The sequence below is a fragment of the Corynebacterium glyciniphilum AJ 3170 genome (genome assembly GCF_007673095.1).
GTDB lineage: Bacteria > Actinomycetota > Actinomycetes > Mycobacteriales > Mycobacteriaceae > Corynebacterium.
On sequence record NZ_VDYZ01000009.1, the window covers coordinates 136,756 to 153,241 of the forward strand.

The following is a 16,486-nucleotide window of genomic DNA, read 5'->3' on the forward strand; positions in this document are numbered from 1 at the left end:
GGTCGTTCATCACCCCCGACAACTTCGGTTTCCCCCTGTTCGGCAATGTCGTCGGCGGTGGGCTCGAATGGTGGCAGTGGGTCCTGGTCCTGCTGGACTACACCCTGAAGATCATCGCGCTCGGATACGTTCCCTCCCAGCGCAAACCCACCAGCGCCATGGCATGGCTGCTGGCCATCTTCCTCATCCCCTTCGCCGGGGTGATCCTCTTCCTGTTCATGGGGTCGCCGTACATCAACCGGCGCCGCCACAACATCCAGAACCAGGCCAATGAGCTCATCCGCACCGTCAGCGAGGACGAGCCTGACGTCCCCCCCGGTTTCGAGGTCTCCGACGAGATCATCAGCATGATGCATCTCAACCGGCACCTGACGTCGATGCCTGCCGCCACCGGCCGCCTGGTGGCGCTGCACTCCGACTACGGGCAGTCGATCCAGGCGATGGCGGACGCCGTCGACCACGCCGAGAACTACGTCAACGTCCAGATCTACATCACCGCCTGGGACGACACCACCGGGGTCTTCTTCGATGCCCTGGAGCGCGCGGTGAAACGCGGGGTCACGGTACGCCTGATGTTCGACCACGTCGGCAGCTGGAAGTATCCCGGCTACCTCAAACTCGGAAAGCGGTTGACGGCGATCGGCGTCGACTGGATGGTCATGCTGCCACTGAAGCCGTGGCAGTGGCGTTTCAGACGCCCGGACCTGCGCAACCACCGCAAGATCGTGGTCGTGGACGGTCACACCGCGTTCATGGGCAGCCAGAACATGATCGACCCGAGCTACCTGCTCTCCAAGAACCAGAAGAAAGGACGGCACTGGATCGACGTCATGGTCGAGGTCACCGGACCGATCGTGATGAGCCTGGACACCGTCTTCGCCGTCGACTGGTTCACCGAGTCCAAGGAGGAACTCGATCTACTTTCTCCGTCGCAGGCGACCCACTGGCTCAACGCCGACACCGCCCCGCAGGTCCCGGACTCCGGTAACGAGATCCTGCAGGTGGTCCCGTCCGGCCCCGGCTTCACCACCGAACCGAACCTGCGTCTGTTTACGTCGGTGGCCCACCACGCCAAGGAACACCTGGCACTGGTCAGCCCCTACTTCGTGCCGGATGAGTCCCTTCTGGACGCTGTCACCACCGCCGCATACCGTGGGGTGGAGGTCGAACTCTTCGTCTCGGAGAAGGCTGACCACACCATCGTCGACTTCGCCCAGTCCTCCTATTACGCGGAACTGCTTGCAGCCGGTGTGCGGATCCACCGGTACCCCTACCCTGCCGTCCTGCACACCAAGCTGGTCATCGCCGACGATGAGGTCGCGGTGATCGGGTCGTCCAACATGGACATGCGGTCCTTCGGCCTGAACTACGAGGTGACCATGCTCTCCGGGCACGGCGACCTACTGGATTCGATGACCGAACTGACCGACAGCTACCGTTCCGCCTGCACCGAGTTGACCGAGGAGGAGTGGGGGAACCGGCCGTTGATGCGACGATATGTCGAGAATGTTGCCCGGCTTACGTCCGCGCTGCAGTAAATGGCTTACAATGGCATAAACAATAGGTCGAAGAAACTACCACGGGTCGACTACCGTGTTAGCTGACGGGACCGATACACCAGTCAGAAGCTAGTCAGTAGCAGACAAGGAGCCCACCATGGCCAAAGACATCCGGGACACCACGGACTCCACAGAGTCTGCCGACGATTTCGCCGATCTCATCAATGACCTGGGCTCCGACCCGGTCCAGGACCAGATCCGCGGACACCGTGCACCGGAGATCCTGCCCGAGATCGATGTCGCGGAGATCGCGACCGCCGTCTACGACTTCCTCTCCGCCCTGCGTCGTCTGATGGATCGACCGAATCACAAACTGGCGATCTCCCAGTCCGAGATCGAGGTTCTGCACTTCATCGCCCAGCACCCGGGGTGCGGCGTGTCGGACATCGCCCGCCTCCGGTTCCTGCGCGCATCGAACGTCTCCGCCACCGTACGTCGCCTGATCAACTCCGGGCTGGTGCTGCGACAGGCCAATGACCAGGACCGACGCGCGCAGGACCTGTACCTGTCCGACGAAGGTATCGAGATGCTGAACTCGATCACCGACGAGTGGGCGATGCTGATCGCCCGCGCGGCACGTCGTATGGACGGGCGCGACCTGGCGAAGCTCCGCCGCGGCGTACCCGCGTTGCGCAACCTGTCCATCGCCGCGGAGAGCCTCATCGAGGACATCCAGCGGAGCCGCAACTAGCCGCAACTAATCTGCTGCTCTGCTCAGTTGCCCGGCGTTTCAGGGGAACAGGTACGCCGGGCGCCACGGCGGCCGTAGAGACCGCTGAGGACGGCGACGGCGGCACAGGACGCCATGACCGTCGCCATGGTCAGCAGACCGTCCTCCCCCAACCCGACGATCGGGGCGACGATGCCGGCCGCGAGAAACTGTCCGGCGCCGAGCAGTGCCGACGCAGCTCCGGCACGACCGGGTGCGAGGTCCATCGCCAAGGCCGTGGTGTTGCCCAGGTTCAGACCGGTTCCGATCGTCGCAACGAAGGTGAACAGGATCACCGGGACCAGACTGTGCGCGGTCAGGGCGATAACCAGCAGACTCAGCCCGCCGACGAAGAGCAGCCCCTGGCCGATGGCCTGCATCCGCGCGGGACCGACTTTCTTGACGACGCGTGCATTCACCATGTTCGCCAGCACGAGTGCGACCGCATTACCGGCGAACACCAGACTGAACTGGGACGCGGTGAGGCCGAACTGTTCCTGCATCACGAAGGACGAGCCGGAGACGAAGGCGAAGAATCCACCGAATCCGATCGCGAACGCCACGAGATGTCCGACGTAGGGGCCGACGCGAAAAAGCCCTGCCATGCGCCGGTACACCACGAGCATCGCGCCCTCGGTGCGCCTCTCTGCAGGATGGGTCTCCGGAAGTGCGAGGGCGACGATCACCTGGGCGACGGCGATGGCGGCCAGCGTCCAGAACACCGCCCGCCATCCAGCGAGACCTGCGACGGCGCCGCCGACCACGGGTGCGACGATGGGGGCGACGGAGGTGAAGATCATCATCGTCGACAGGGCTGCCGCTGCTGCGGCACCGTTGAGCCGGTCGGCGATCATGGAGCGTCCCAGTGTCACTCCGGCACCACCGGCGGCGCCCTGGAAGAAGCGCACGACGATGAAGAGCCAGATCGACGGTGCGAGTGCGCAGATCACGGAGGCCAGTAGCCCGACGACGGTCGCGGCGACAAGCAGTCGATGGCGTCCTGCACGGTCGGAGAGTGGGCCGACGACGAGCTGTCCGACGGCCATACCGACCATGAAGGCGGTGATCGTTAGCTGGGTGAGCGATGCCGTGGTGCCGAGATCGTCGGTGATCTCCGGCAGGGACGGCAGGTACATGTCCGTACCGAACGGCCCACCGGTGGAGAGCAGTGCGATGCCTGCGAGCATCGCGAGGGATACTGTCGCGGTCGACGTGCCCTGGACCCGGGAGGGTCGGTCACGCATCACGACGACGCAGTATGACCGTGCCGAGGATGAAGATCACCAGGCAGATGACAGCGAAGTAGATCACTGAACCGGTCTGACCCCACGGGGCATTGGCGAGATCGTCAAGGTTCACCGCAGAGTTCATGTTCTTGAACGGAAGGTACTGCGGTATCCAGTCCTGAGCCTTCGGAATCATCGCGACTATGTCTTCGAGTACCAGGACCCACAGCAGTACTACAGCCATCGCGCCCGCGGTCCGCCGCAGCAGATAAGCGACACCGATTGCCAGAGCAACGGCTCCGAACGCGTAAATCACCATGCGCAGGATGACCATCCAGGCATCGTCCGCGGAGAGCGAGATACCGGACAACACAGCGTCATCGTCGACCTGGGTACCAGCCGCCCATTTCGTCACCACGACGCTGAACACACTCGCGATGAGAGTTGCGACCGCGGCGATAACACCGTAGACGACGAACTTGGCCACCGGCAGCTGCCAGCGTTTCGGAACAGCCAGGACATTCGACTTCGCGGTGTTGTTGCCGTATTCACCGGTGACCAGTAACACGCCCTGGATCAGGATGATCATCACACCGAAAGCCTGCATACCCATCAGTGCGTTCGGGACGTCAAAACCGTCGACGCTGAGGGCCATAAGCTCTGCGTTGTTGTCGTCGACGGCCAACTTGTAGTTCATCCCGTTCGCCCATCCCATGAACGCGCCGAAGGCGACCGAGAACACGATGATGAGCGCCGAGGTCCAGTAGACCGCCTTGGTGGTGCGGATCTTGATCCACTCGGCGTTGATAGCGTGTGCGAGCATTACTTCTCCCCCTCGGTGGTCGGCTGGGCGTCGGTCTGTGCCTGCGCCTGCTGGTCCGGCAGTTCGCCCAGATCCGGAATGTCACCGAGATCCCCGCCCAGGTTCGCGTGGTAGTCCACCGCGTGCCCGGTCATCCGCATGAAAGCGTCTTCCAACGAGGCCCGGCGCTCACTGAGCTCGCGCAGCAGAAGCCCGTAGGTGTAGGCGATGCCGCCGATCTCGTCGGGTTCGGTGTCCTCCATGACCAGGATGTCCCGGCCGTCGTCGTCAGTACTCTGGCTGAAGGACACGGACTGCTCGGTCAGCGCATTCTTCATCTCCTCGAGATGATCCGTGCGCACCACCGTCGTCGCCGTGGAGGCGTTCTTGATGAAGTCGTGGGTCGAGGTATTCGCCACCAGACGCCCCCGTCCGATGACCACCAGGTGATCAGCGGTGAGGGCCATCTCGCTGAGCAGGTGTGAGCTGATCATCACCGTGCGGCCCTCGGTCGCGAGATGCCGGACGAAGTCACGCACCCAGCGGATTCCCTCCGGGTCCAGTCCGTTGACCGGCTCGTCCAGGATCAGGACCTCCGGGTCACCCAGCAGTGCGACCGCCAGTCCGAGCCGCTGGCCCATACCGAGAGAGAAGTTTCCGGCCTTCTTACCCGCGACGTCGCTGAGACCGACGAGATCAAGCACCTCGTCAACGCGTTTACGGGAGATGCCGTTGGCCGCCGCCAACCACTTCAGGTGGTTGGCCGCGGTGCGGTTGGGGTGGACCCACTTCGCGTCGAGCAGCGTCCCCACCTTGTGCAGCGGTTTCGTGTACTGGTCGTAGCGTTTGCCGTCAATCGTGGCGGTGCCGGCCGACGCACGGTCAAGACCGACGATCATGCGCATGGTCGTGGACTTACCTGCACCATTCGGCCCGAGGAATCCTGTGACGATTCCCGGCTGAACAGAAAAGTTCAGGTCGTCCACGACGGTCGCGGAACCGTACCGCTTGGTCAGGGATTCGACTTCAATCATTCCCCCATGGTGCCATATGCCCCTGCAGCCAGGGCACTGCCACTTCTTGCCTCGACGAATGTAGGATGTCCTACATGCCCGTGCCGACACGAGATTCAAGTGACGGGGCCGCCGATCCGGCCTCGACCGGCACGTTCACGACCCCCGACGCGGAATCCTCGGCCACCACGGAATCCACTGTCGGCCCCGGGGGACGCCGCCAGGACACCGACCGGTGGATGGATGATGCTCCCACTGACGGCACCGGGTCGCGTCGACTGAGTGTCTTCACCCCGGCGCTCGAGATCCCCCGCAGGTTCCGCCGGTTCGTCTCCACCACCCCGGGTCTGCTCACGGTCGTATCGGTGATCCTGGTCCTGGCCATCCTCGCCGCCGGTGGCGCCATGGCCGCACAGTCCTCCAAACAGCAGGGGGACCTCAACACACTGGTCAACCGGACCGAACCGGTCTCCTTCGCCGCACAGGAACTGTACAACTCCCTGTCGGTGGCGGACTCGGTGGCCACCACCGGATTCGTCGAGGACGCCGCCGGCGGTGCCGACACCGACTCGTCCTACCGGGAGGCCGTCGACATCGCGTCACGCGCGATCATCCGGGCAGCCAACGGCATCGACGACCCGTCCACCCGGGAGATGGCGCTGATTCTGGAGATCCAGGAGAAACTGCCGATCTACACCAGTCTCATCACCGAGGCCGGAGTGAACAACCGGCAGGGACATCCCGTCGGTGCGGCGTATGTGACGCAGGCCAGCACGATGATGCAGGACGAGATTCTCCCCGCCGCCGGGGAACTGTACTCCAACACCAGTTCCGAGGTCGGTGAGCAGCAGCTCGCGCTGACCAAACCCGGCTGGTTCGCCCTGTCCGGACTGGTCGCCGCCGTCGTACTGCTGGTCATCGCGCAGTTCTGGCTGGCGGCACACACGAACCGCCGCATCAACGGCGGGTACGCCACTGCCACCGTGCTGATGACGGTGGCTCTGCTGTGGGCCAGTGGATCGGCGCTCACCACCTGGACCGACGGTACCCGCGGGCTCGACGGCACCGCCCAGCCGTTGGAGACCCTGACCTCGCTGCGCATCAACGTGCAACAGACACGCACCACCGAGGCACTCAGCCTCGTGGAACGGGAGTACTCCGACGACACCCAGAACGACTTCTCCGACCAGGTGACCCGCATCGACAGCGAACTCGAGACACTCCGTTCCACAGTCGGTGACCGCGACGTGCTGGACGACGCCCGGGAGAACCTACGCGCCTGGGACAACGCCCACGCCGAGATGCTCGTCTACGTTCAGCAGGGCGACTACTCTGCGGCGATCGGTGCCACGATCGGCGATTCGGACCTTCACCCCTACCAGCGGCTCGACGAGAACCTGCGCTCCCTCATCGATGACACCCGTGAACAGCTCCGGACCTACCTGGCGGATTCCCGGGTGTCGGCACAGCAGGTGTCGGCCCTGGTGATCCTGCTCGGTGTCATCTCGGCCCTGTGCATCGTCTACGGAACCCGCCCACGGCTCCAGGAGTACCTGTGAACACCCGCTCACGCATTCTCACCCGTGTCGCCGCCGCCGTCGTGGCGGCCGTCAGCGCCACAGCCCTGGCGGCCTGCGTCTCCAATGAACAGAGCCTGCAGCAGTGGCCCGCGGCGCCGAACCCGACGCTCGCGCTGCCGAACGGGTCGAAACTGTCCGACAACGTCGACGACCTCACGTCCCGGACAACCCGCGACACCATGGCCGGAGCACGCGACGCCTACGGTTCCCTCCGCCCCGACACAGACCCACGCACCGGCGAGGAGGTCCCCCCGGCGCGGCGGGTCCCGGCCATCGTCGAACGAGGTCGACTGGTGGTGGGGGTTGCGCAGTCCCTCAACCAGCTGGGCTTCCGGGACCCGGTCACCGGCGAACTCGCCGGATTCGAGATCGACCTGGCGCGGGAGATCGCCCGTGACATCTTCGGCGACCCCAACCGTATCGAGTACCGCTACGTCGAAGGTAACGATCTCGAGGACGTCCTTTCGGTGGGCACGGTCGACCTGGTCATCCGCACGTTCACCATCACCAGACCACGACAGGAACAGGTCGAGTTCTCGGTCCCCTATCTCACGACCTACCCGCGCATCCTTGCCATGCGGGACTCCGGCATCACCGGTGAGGAGGATCTCGGTGACAAGACCGTCTGTGTCACGCACGACTCCACCAATCTTCAGGAACTCCGCGACGAGGTTCCCCACCAGGACATTCTCGCCACGCAGACCTGGTCAGACTGCCTGATGGCAATTCAACGTCAGCAGGCTGACGCCATCTACTCGGACTCCGCGATCCTCTCGGGACTCCAGGCACAGGACCCCTACACGGAGATCATCGGCGACAGCACCGACGGGACCGACTACGGTGTCGCCGCCGCACTCCCCGAAGACCGTGACACGGCCGGACTCGTGCGCCAGGTCAACTCGACGATGGACCGCATACGCACCGACGGGACCTGGGACGACATCTACGACACCTGGTTGGAAGGCTACCTCGGCGATGCCAGCCAGCCCTCCGCCGAATACCGGTCCGCTGACGACAACCGAGAGCTCACCGCCCTACGTGAACGCACGCGGGACAACGGGAACGCTGAGAGGGAGGACGACCAGTGACGAACCCCAACGAGTCCGACTCCGAGACCACTGACCGTCGGGACGGCACGAACGACACCAGTCAGGCGACGGAAGCGACCTTCTTCGACCCCTTCGCCGACGATGACGCCGACAGCGACGCATACGGCTCTGACGGTGACGACGAGGACACCGGGGGCCAGTCGACACAGGCCACGCCCTTCGACCCGTTCGCCGACGACAGTGACGGGGAGGAGCCCCACGACGACACCGCGGTCACCGGTCCGGCCACCGACCCCGACGGCATGCCGAAGGCAGTCGACACCGAACGCCAGCCCACCGTCGACTCCGGTGAACGTAGCCGACGTGAAGCTCTGTCGACCTTCCGTCGTCGACGGGGCACGTCCCGGGCCGGTGCGGAGGTCGCCGGCGGCATGGTCCGTCTGCCGTTCATCCCTCCCACGAATCCGCAGGACGCGGTCATCAGTGACGATGCCGTCGAGAAGGCCGTCTCCGAAGGCACGGAGAGGCCCGTCCTGCAACCGGGCGACATGGTCGCAGCCCAGTACGAGGTGCTGGGGCCGATCGCCCACGGTGGGCTGGGCTGGATCTACCTCGCCGTCGACCACAACGTGTCCGACCGGTGGGTCGTCCTCAAGGGCATGATGGCCACCACCACCGCCCATGAACGGGCGGTCGCGGAGTCCGAGCGCGCCTTCCTCGCCGACATCACCCACCCCGGGATCGTGAAGATCTTCAACTTCATCGATGACCCGCGCAGTCCGGGCGGATTCATCATCATGGAGTACGTCGGTGGCCCGTCCCTGCGGCACCGCCGTCGTCGGCAACCAGGCAACACACTGCCCATCGACATCGCCATCGGCTACATCCTCGAGGTCCTGCCCGCACTGGACTACCTGCACTCCCGCGGTGTGGTCTACAACGACCTCAAACCAGACAACATCATCATCACCGAAGACCAGGTCAAGCTCATCGACCTGGGTGCGGTCTCCGGCATCGGCGCGTTCGGGCACATCTTCGGCACCCGCGGTTTCCAGGCCCCCGAGATCGCGCGCACCGGGCCGACGATCGCCAGCGACATCTACACCGTCGGCCGGACGCTGGCCAGCCTCATCGTGAAACTGCCCGTCACCGACGGGGTCTACGACCACGGGCTGCCGACACCGAACGACGAACCGTTGTTCCGCAAGTACCTGTCGCTCTACCGGCTGCTGCTGCGCGCCACCGACGAGAATCCCGAGCGCCGTTTCAGCTCTGCCGGCGCCATGGCCAACCAGATCATCGGTGTTCTCCGTGAGGTCCTGGCCATTCGAGACGGCCGGCAGTACCCGCACCTCGACACCCGTTTCACCGCCCAGCGGTCCACGTTCGGAACCAAGCACCTGCTCTTCCGCACGGACCAGCTCATCGACGGTATCGAACGGTCCGTGGAGACCACCGCCCCTGAAGTGGTCGCCGCGCTGCCGACTCCGCTGACGGATCCGAACGATCCCGGCGCGTCGCTGCTCTCCGCCGCCAGTCTCACCGAACCCAGCGAAGTCCTCGACACCCTGAAGGCGGCGCTGAAACAGCCGGACATGTCGTCGTCCACCGAGATCCCGCTGACCATCGTCCGGGCCCAGCTCGACCTCGGCATGACCACCGAAGCCGTCCTGACCCTGCGGGAGATGGACGACCGGCTGCAGCGGGATTGGCGCCACCAGTGGCTGTCGGGCGTTTCCAACCTTCTGACCAGTGACTATGTCGCCGCGCAAGCATGTTTCAACGAAGTGCTCAACACCTTGCCCGGTGAGCCGGCGCCTAAACTCGCCCTGGCGGCGACCGATGAACTGATGCTGCAGCACCAGGGGATGAACACCACCCGACTACTGGACGCCAATGTGCAGAAGGCAGCCCTGGCATTGACGTACACCCAGGGTGCGCAGCAGTCCCCCGACTACAGCGAGGTGCCCGGATGGACACACCTGTCCCAGGACCCCGTCGCGCTGCGTTTCCACACGATCCGTCTCTACGGGCTCGTGTGGGCCACGAATGCCTCGACGGTGTCCGCGGCCTTCGGGCTGGCCCGCCAACTGCACGCCGAGGGTCTGGTGGATGCCGCCGTCGCCGCGCTCGACCGGCTCCCCCAGTCGTCCCGGCACCACCGGACCGCCCGGCTGACGACGGTCCTGATGCTCATCACAGACCAGTCGTCGCTCAATGAGGCACGCCTGCGGCGCGCGGCACGGCGCCTCGAAATCCTGCCCACCAACGAGCCCCGGATCCCCCAGGTCAGGCTGGCTGTATTGGCCGCCGCCCTGGAATGGTTGCGCGCGGAGCAGGACAAGACTGACGGGCCTGTCCGCGTGGCGAAGGCACCGTTGTTCGACGTGGAGTTCACCGAACGGGGCCTGCGTACCGGGATTGAACAGGGGCTCCGCGACATCGCCCGGCAGTCCCCCTTCGCCCGCCACCGCTTCCGGTTGGTGGACATGGCCAACCGGATCCGGCCCCGGACCTGGTTCTGAGCTGATCCGGTCTGATCCGGTCTCGAGCCGCTCCATCGGCGGTCACCGATTACGCCTCGGCTCGGAACCAGGCAATAAACCACCAGGTCACCGCCCATCGTCTCGCCGAGGAAGCGTAATCGGTGACATGCGCCCCAGCCTGGTGCACGCGACACCAGGGGCCGTCACCGTAGCCGACGCCGGGCCAGCATGATCCCGTCAACGAGCGTGCGACGCAACAGTTCCGGATCCTTCAGGTGACCGTAGGTCAACCGCAGTACATGCCATCCCAGATTCGCCAGTTCAGCACCGATCCGCGAGTCGGTGTCCCGCCTGTTCCGTGCAAGATGGTCGGCGCCGTCATACTGCAGAGCCAGCTTCCACTCTGCACATCCCAGGTCGACCCTCGCGGCGACCCGTCCCGTAACCCTCTCCCCCGTATGCACGGGATCCGAGGTCGTCCCGTCAGAGCACACGACCAGTTGAGGGATGAACCGGTCAGCCACCTCGCGGCCGAACAGCCCGTATATCTGGAGACGCAGTAGTGTCTCCATAGGGGATTCTCCCCCGCGATCGGCGAGGGAGACCATCCTCCGCAGGTCGCGACCTGGGTACAGGCCGGCACACGCGTCCACCAACACCACCGGATCGATACTGAACAGCTGGCAGGCCGCGTCGATGAACTGCACCGACCGCACCGTCACGTCGTCTTTCCCCGTGCCTGGCAGAACAGACCAGGAATGCTCGCCGGAGCGGAGGGACCGGAGGCAGTGAATGATCGTCAGCACGGGTGACGTCACCGGCAGCCGGGGAAACTCCGGGTCAACATTGACGACCGACGGCAGATCCGTCATCCAACCCGCGCGACGGTGCCGGGTGGTCTCTCCGGCATGCGTCGCGATCCTACGGTCGCCTCCGGAGAGAACACACGTGTCCGCGTCATCGCAGAAGTACGGCATCCCCCAGACCGAGGCTGCGCTCCACGCGGCGCCGGTCCATCCGGGGTGGGCAATGTGGGTCAGCCGTGCCCTGGTCAGTGCCTCCAGGTCATAGGCTATTCCCCTCGGATGCTCACGAGCGCCGAGTTTCACGACACCGGCATCCCGAACCGCCGTCGTCGGGATCCAGAAGCCACCGACGTCAGTGAAGGCATCGGCACGAACACCACGGGCCCGACCACAGTGATTCTCCAGGGTATCCGGACGGATTGTGCGGTGTACCCGCGTGGGAACAGACCACTGACGGATAATGTCGCTGTCGAGCGCGTGCCCCTGATACCCCATGAACTCCCCCGTCGTCCCCCGCGGATAACGGTGACGAGTCTACAACCCCCACAGCGCGATGTCGCCGATTACGCCTCCTCGCAGCATAGAAAGCCGACGACCTGCGGTTTTATCGCCCGCAACCGCAGACGAGGCGTAATCGGTGGCACTCGTCGGCTGTCACCGCCTACATCTCGGACAGTTCCTTCGCCGCGCGGGCGATCGCCAGCTCCTCGTTCGTCGGCACCACGAGCACCTTCACTGCCGAATCGTCGGAGGAGATCACGCGCGGACCTTCGACGCCCTCGTCGTTGTTGTTGCGTGACTCGTCGATGACGATGCCGAAGTTCTCCAGGTCCGCCATGGTGTCACGGCGGATACCCGTGTGGTTCTCCCCCACACCAGCGGTGAACACCACCGCGTCGAGGCGCCCCAGCTGCAGCATGAACGCGCCGACGTAGCGGCGTACGCGGTGCACGTAGATGTCGTAGGCGTCCTGGGCGTTCTGGTCGCCCTCGTTGATCAGTTCCTGGAGGAGGCGGAAGTCGTTCGCACCCGCCAGGCCCTTGAGCCCGGAACGCTTGTTGAACAGGGTGTCGATCTCGTCGATGGTCATCTTGCCCTCGCGGTAGAGGTGGAAGATGATACCGGCGTCGATGTCACCGGTACGCGTGCCCATGACCAGGCCCTCGAGCGGGGTCAGTCCCATGGTGGTGTCGACGGGGTTGCCGCCACGGATCGCGGCCATCGAGGCACCGTTGCCCAGGTGCAGGGTGATCTGGTTGATGTCCTCGGCGTCCTTGCCCAGGATCCTCGGCACAAGGCCGGAGACATACTGGTGGCTGGTGCCGTGGAAACCGTAGCGCCGGATGTGGTACTGGTCGGCGACCTCACGGTTGAGGCCGTACCGGGACGCCGCCTCCGGAAGGCAGTGGAAGAACGCCGTGTCGAACACGGCGACGTGCTTGACGTCCGGCAGCAGGGTCCGGGCGTTCTCGATCCCGTCGATGTTCGCCGGGTTGTGCAACGGTGCCAGCGGAACCAGGGAACGGATCTCGTCAACGACCTGGTCTGTGATGACCACCGGTTCGGAGAATTTGTTGCCGCCGTGGACGACACGGTGCCCGACTGCGGAGATGTCGAGGTCCTGGGGACCTGCACCGAGCAGCGACATCATGCCGAATGCACGCTCCAGGCCGACGGAGTGGCTCAGGATTGAGCGGCGGTCCTCGATGGTCTGGTCTTCGGTGACCAGCTTGATGTGTCCGCGGTTCTCGCCGATCTGTTCAACGAGGCCGGACAGGAACGGGGGATCCTGCGGGTCTGCGTTCAGGTCGAGGACCTGGAACTTGATGGACGAGGAACCGGAGTTGAGGACGAGGACATAGTTGGTCATGTTGTGGTGGCCTTTCGGTTAGTTTCCGGCCTGGATGGCGGTGATGGCGACGGTGTTGACGATGTCGGGGACGGTCGCCCCACGGGACAGGTCGTTGACCGGCTTGTTCAGTCCCTGCAGGATCGGGCCGACGGCGAGTGCGTCTGCCGTACGCTGCACGGCCTTGTAGGTGATGTTGCCGGCGTTGAGGTCGGGGAAGACGAAGACGGTGGCCTTGCCCGCGACATCGGAACCGGGCATCTTCTTCTGACCGACGGACTCGACGACGGCGGCGTCGAACTGCAACGGGCCGTCGATACCCAGCTCGGGTGCCTGCTCCCGGGCGATGGTCACGGCCTCCGCCACGGCCTCGACGTCCTCACCCGCACCGGAGGTGCCGGTGGAGTAGGACAGCATCGCGACCTTGGCGTCGATACCGAACTGGCCGGCGGTCTTGGCCGAGACGACCGCGATCTCGGCGAGCTGTTCCGGAGTCGGGTTGGGGTTCACCGCACAGTCGCCGAACGCCCAGAGCACCCCGTCCATGACCATGAGGAAGATCGAGGAGACGATGGAGGCGTCCGGGGAGGTCTTGATGATCTGGAAGCTGGGCTTGATGGTGTGGGCGGTGGTGTGGGCGGCACCGGAGACCATGCCGTCGGCCATGCCGAGGTGGATCATCATCGTGGCGTAGTAGGAGATGTCCTTCATCGTCTCACGGGCGTCGTCGATGCTGACCCCCTTGGACTTGCGCAGCTCGGCGAATTCCTCGGCGAACCGTTCCAGGTCGTCCCCGCTGGTCGGGTCGGTGAGGGTGGCGGAGCTCAGGTCGTAGCCGAGTTCATGTGCCCGGGCGGCGATGGCCTTCGGGTCACCGAGGATCGTCAGGTCACACACCCGGCGTGCGAGCAGCTGGTGCGCCGCCTCAAGGATGCGGTCGTCATCGCCCTCGGGCAGGACGATGTGCGCCTTGGCTGCCCGGGCCTGGATGATCAGGTTGCGCTCGAAGAATTCCGGACCGATGACGGGTGTGCCGGGTTCAGCGGCGCTGACGGAGTCCAGGGCGACGAACGGTACCGCCGTCCCCTCTGATTCCAGCGCAGAGGACGAGGCCTGGGGTCGGTCGAGCAGGGAGATACCACGCGGTTCGCGTCCCGAGCGCACCAGCTGGCCGGACACCTGCTGGAGCTGGAGGTGATCCTGCTCCCCTGCCGCGATGAGGAAGTGGGCGACTCCGGCGGCAGCTGCCAACCGGGAGTCGAACATGGGCTCACCGGTGGCGACGAGGACGTCCACGTCGCTGGACAGTGCGGTCTCGAGGGCGGCACCGAAATCCGGCGCCGCAGGACGGAGAGTCTCGAAGATGTCGGTCACCTGGCCTGACAGGCTGGTGATCAGTTCGTCTCGGCGTCCTGCGGCGGTGGCTATCGGGCTGAGCACTGCTCGAACGGTCACGGGGTCTCCTTACATGGTTGACGGTCCCCGTCACGTCCGGTGCCTGGTGACGCTCCCGGAGCGTGGGGATGTTCCTCCCCCATTGTGCCGTGAATCACTGACACCGACCAAGGTGGAACTGTCTCGACAGTCTCAGTACCCCCGACACTGTGTCTCACCCCACTCAGGCGGGGGTGAAATCGACGTTCTCCGTCGGCGGCGGCTCACCGGGGTGCATCTACAGTGATAACTACCGTGTCGGAGGAGTCGGACGTCTCTCCCTGCGGGTCGTCGTTCCCGGCGGGGTACGCTGCTGCCCGTCGCCCACGGCGCCCACGGAAACCACGGAGCCCACGGAGCCCACGGATCACGGCGACCAGGCACACGACCACGACCACCGAGGTCAGCACACCGCCGAACCATCCGAGTGAGACGCTGACCCGGGCACCGTTGAGCCCCACCAGCACGGCCCCGACGATGCCGCCGAGAATGTCGGGTTTGATGACCGTCACGATCCAGGCGGCGATCGGTGCCCCGATCAGTCCGCCGATGAGGAGGCCGAGGACGGGCTGCCAGGACTCGTGCACGCGGTCGAGACCGATGATGAATCCGGCGGAGGCCGCCACCGCGACGAGGAACTCGGCGGTGTTGACCGTGCCGATGATCTTGCGGGGTTCGCTGCGCCCCACACTCATCAGTGTCGAGGTGGTGACCGGACCCCACCCGCCGCCACCGGAGGCATCGAGGAAACCTCCCCCGAGCCCCAGGGTGACCAGGCCGAGACGGGACCGACGGGTAGGCGACGCCGGCGCGCCGTCCGCCGCCGCGGTCTTCTTCCACGGCACGAGGATGCTGCGGATCAGGACGTAGGCCCCGAGCAGGAGCAGCAGTGTCGAGACAACAGGCTCGGCCGATTCCGCGGACAGTCCCGCGAGCACCGTCGCGCCGATGAACGCACCGACCGCCCCGGGGATTCCGAGGAAGATCACCGTGGGCCAGTGGACGTTGTTGAGGCGCCAGTGGGCGATCCCGGAGAACAGTGTCGTCCCGACCTCGGCGAAGTGCACCGCCGCGCTGGCCTGGGCCGGCGCGGTACCCGACAGGATCAGCATCGTCGTGGCGGTCACGCCGAACGCCATGCCGAGCGCTCCGTCGACCAGCTGGGCCATCAGACCGGCGACGGCGAACAAGAGCAGCTTCATCGGGTCATCCCTTCGTCCTGTGGCGGGTGGGCAGTGAGTCGTGCGGCGATGAGGGGGGCGACATCGGTCGCCAGCGGCTCCCCGACGGCCACGGAGCGGGCGACGGAGGAGGCGTGGAGTGCCCGGACGGCGTTGTCCCAGAGCGTGCCGGGACAGATGAACAGGGGTTCCACCGCGATCCGGTCGGCACCCCGCCGGACGACGTCCTCCACGTGGGTCACCAGGGCATCCGCCCCGGTTCCGGGGCCGCCGGTGGCGACCAGTGCGCGGGCACCCACGCCGAGTCGTCGGCCGACGGCGTCCGCCAGGTCGGCGACGCGGTCGTTGGCACCGGTGACACTGGACCCCACCGAGTAGAGGACGAGATGGTCGGCCGCACCACCGTCTCTGCGGGCACGGATCCGGGAGGCCAGCAGATCGGCGAGGTCGTCGCCGGTACCGATCCCCGCCGCCTGCCGCAGTTCCACCCCCGTCTCCGCGGTGGCCTGTGCCAACGCCTCGGGGACGTCGGTGGTCATGTGGAATGCCGTGGTGAACAGCAGTGGCACGACGACGGCCTCGGGCCACCCCTCCGCAGCGAGCAGTCCGGCGACCGTCGTCGGCGTCAACGGGGAGAAGTCCAGGTACGCCGCCCTGCTGTCGCGTCCGGTCAGGTCAGCGACGGTCCGGGCGATGTTCACCACCGTCCGGTCCGCCTCCGGGTGCCGGGAGCCGTGCGCCAGGCACACGACGGGGGGCAGGGAGTTGGACGGGACGGTGGTGGACATCAGT

The 16,486-nt window shown here is 65.6% G+C and carries 13 protein-coding genes; 5 read left to right on the forward strand and 8 right to left on the reverse strand.

Going from position 1 to position 16,486, the window contains the following annotated elements:
* Nucleotides 1-8 precede the first annotated feature (8 nt).
* Nucleotides 9-1,538, forward strand: a complete 1,530-nt coding sequence (cls, locus tag FS507_RS10395) for a cardiolipin synthase (protein WP_145942745.1) — start codon at nt 9-11, stop codon at nt 1,536-1,538.
* Nucleotides 1,539-1,656: 118 nt separating this feature from the next.
* Complete coding sequence (locus tag FS507_RS10400; RefSeq protein WP_145942705.1) at nt 1,657-2,250, forward strand: MarR family winged helix-turn-helix transcriptional regulator; 594 nt, start codon at nt 1,657-1,659, stop codon at nt 2,248-2,250.
* A gap of 23 nt (nt 2,251-2,273) precedes the next feature.
* Here FS507_RS10400 and FS507_RS10405 read toward each other — a convergent pair whose 3' ends face one another.
* Genes FS507_RS10405 through FS507_RS10415 form a run of 3 tightly spaced genes read right to left on the reverse strand, consistent with a single transcriptional unit; the run spans nt 2,274 to nt 5,330 of the window.
* A complete protein-coding gene (locus FS507_RS10405) occupies nt 2,274-3,512 on the reverse strand; it encodes a multidrug effflux MFS transporter (protein WP_260853317.1) in 1,239 nt (412 codons plus the stop codon).
* Complete coding sequence (locus tag FS507_RS10410) at nt 3,505-4,317, reverse strand: ABC transporter permease (protein WP_145942706.1); 813 nt, start codon at nt 4,315-4,317, stop codon at nt 3,505-3,507. The genes FS507_RS10405 and FS507_RS10410 overlap by 8 nt, the downstream gene beginning before the upstream one ends.
* Complete coding sequence (locus tag FS507_RS10415; protein WP_145942707.1) at nt 4,317-5,330, reverse strand: ABC transporter ATP-binding protein; 1,014 nt, start codon at nt 5,328-5,330, stop codon at nt 4,317-4,319. Before FS507_RS10415 ends, FS507_RS10410 begins: the two co-directional genes overlap by 1 nt.
* Nucleotides 5,331-5,404: 74 nt before the next feature.
* Between FS507_RS10415 and FS507_RS10420 the strand changes: the two genes are divergently transcribed.
* The 3 genes from FS507_RS10420 to FS507_RS10430 are packed head-to-tail and all read left to right on the forward strand — an operon-like array spanning nt 5,405 to nt 10,463.
* Nucleotides 5,405-6,868, forward strand: coding sequence for a hypothetical protein (locus FS507_RS10420; RefSeq protein WP_260853309.1), 1,464 nt, complete (start codon nt 5,405-5,407; stop codon nt 6,866-6,868).
* Nucleotides 6,865-7,977, forward strand: a complete 1,113-nt coding sequence (locus FS507_RS10425; RefSeq protein ID WP_260853311.1) for a transporter substrate-binding domain-containing protein — start codon at nt 6,865-6,867, stop codon at nt 7,975-7,977. The genes FS507_RS10420 and FS507_RS10425 overlap by 4 nt, the downstream gene beginning before the upstream one ends.
* Complete coding sequence (locus FS507_RS10430) at nt 7,974-10,463, forward strand: serine/threonine protein kinase (protein ID WP_145942708.1); 2,490 nt, start codon at nt 7,974-7,976, stop codon at nt 10,461-10,463. Before FS507_RS10425 ends, FS507_RS10430 begins: the two co-directional genes overlap by 4 nt.
* 164 nt (nt 10,464-10,627) lie before the next feature.
* Here the strand turns inward: FS507_RS10430 and FS507_RS10435 are convergent, their stop codons facing one another.
* From FS507_RS10435 to FS507_RS10455, 5 genes are all read right to left on the reverse strand, one after another.
* Entirely contained in the window at nt 10,628-11,725 is a 1,098-nt protein-coding gene (locus FS507_RS10435) for a hypothetical protein (protein ID WP_145942709.1), read from the reverse strand.
* A gap of 166 nt (nt 11,726-11,891) precedes the next feature.
* Nucleotides 11,892-13,100 (reverse strand): acetate kinase, encoded by a 1,209-nt coding sequence (locus FS507_RS10440; protein ID WP_145942710.1) that lies wholly within the window; start codon nt 13,098-13,100, stop codon nt 11,892-11,894.
* An 18-nt stretch (nt 13,101-13,118) separates the two neighbouring features.
* Nucleotides 13,119-14,534 carry a phosphate acetyltransferase gene (gene pta, locus FS507_RS10445; RefSeq protein ID WP_145942711.1) on the reverse strand — a complete coding sequence of 472 codons (1,416 nt, stop codon included), beginning with the start codon at nt 14,532-14,534 and terminating at the stop codon, nt 13,119-13,121.
* Nucleotides 14,535-14,737: 203 nt separating this feature from the next.
* Nucleotides 14,738-15,715, reverse strand: coding sequence for a sulfite exporter TauE/SafE family protein (locus FS507_RS10450; RefSeq protein WP_145942712.1), 978 nt, complete (start codon nt 15,713-15,715; stop codon nt 14,738-14,740).
* Complete coding sequence (locus tag FS507_RS10455; RefSeq protein ID WP_145942713.1) at nt 15,712-16,482, reverse strand: sirohydrochlorin chelatase; 771 nt, start codon at nt 16,480-16,482, stop codon at nt 15,712-15,714. Before FS507_RS10455 ends, FS507_RS10450 begins: the two co-directional genes overlap by 4 nt.
* Between the last annotated feature and the right edge of the window lie 4 nt (nt 16,483-16,486).

Excerpts from the sequence above, each read along its gene's own strand:
- FS507_RS10420 (WP_260853309.1), top strand. The coding sequence starts at position 5,405 with ATGCCCGTGCCGACACGAGATTCAAGTGACGGGGCCGCCGATCCGGCC.
- FS507_RS10410 (WP_145942706.1), bottom strand. The coding sequence starts at position 4,317 with ATGCTCGCACACGCTATCAACGCCGAGTGGATCAAGATCCGCACCACC.
- FS507_RS10405 (WP_260853317.1), bottom strand. The coding sequence starts at position 3,512 with ATGCGTGACCGACCCTCCCGGGTCCAGGGCACGTCGACCGCGACAGTA.
- FS507_RS10455 (WP_145942713.1), bottom strand. The coding sequence starts at position 16,482 with ATGTCCACCACCGTCCCGTCCAACTCCCTGCCCCCCGTCGTGTGCCTG.
- FS507_RS10400 (WP_145942705.1), top strand. The coding sequence starts at position 1,657 with ATGGCCAAAGACATCCGGGACACCACGGACTCCACAGAGTCTGCCGAC.
- FS507_RS10450 (WP_145942712.1), bottom strand. The coding sequence starts at position 15,715 with ATGAAGCTGCTCTTGTTCGCCGTCGCCGGTCTGATGGCCCAGCTGGTC.
- FS507_RS10435 (WP_145942709.1), bottom strand. The coding sequence starts at position 11,725 with ATGGGGTATCAGGGGCACGCGCTCGACAGCGACATTATCCGTCAGTGG.
- FS507_RS10440 (WP_145942710.1), bottom strand. The coding sequence starts at position 13,100 with ATGACCAACTATGTCCTCGTCCTCAACTCCGGTTCCTCGTCCATCAAG.
- FS507_RS10415 (WP_145942707.1), bottom strand. The coding sequence starts at position 5,330 with ATGATTGAAGTCGAATCCCTGACCAAGCGGTACGGTTCCGCGACCGTC.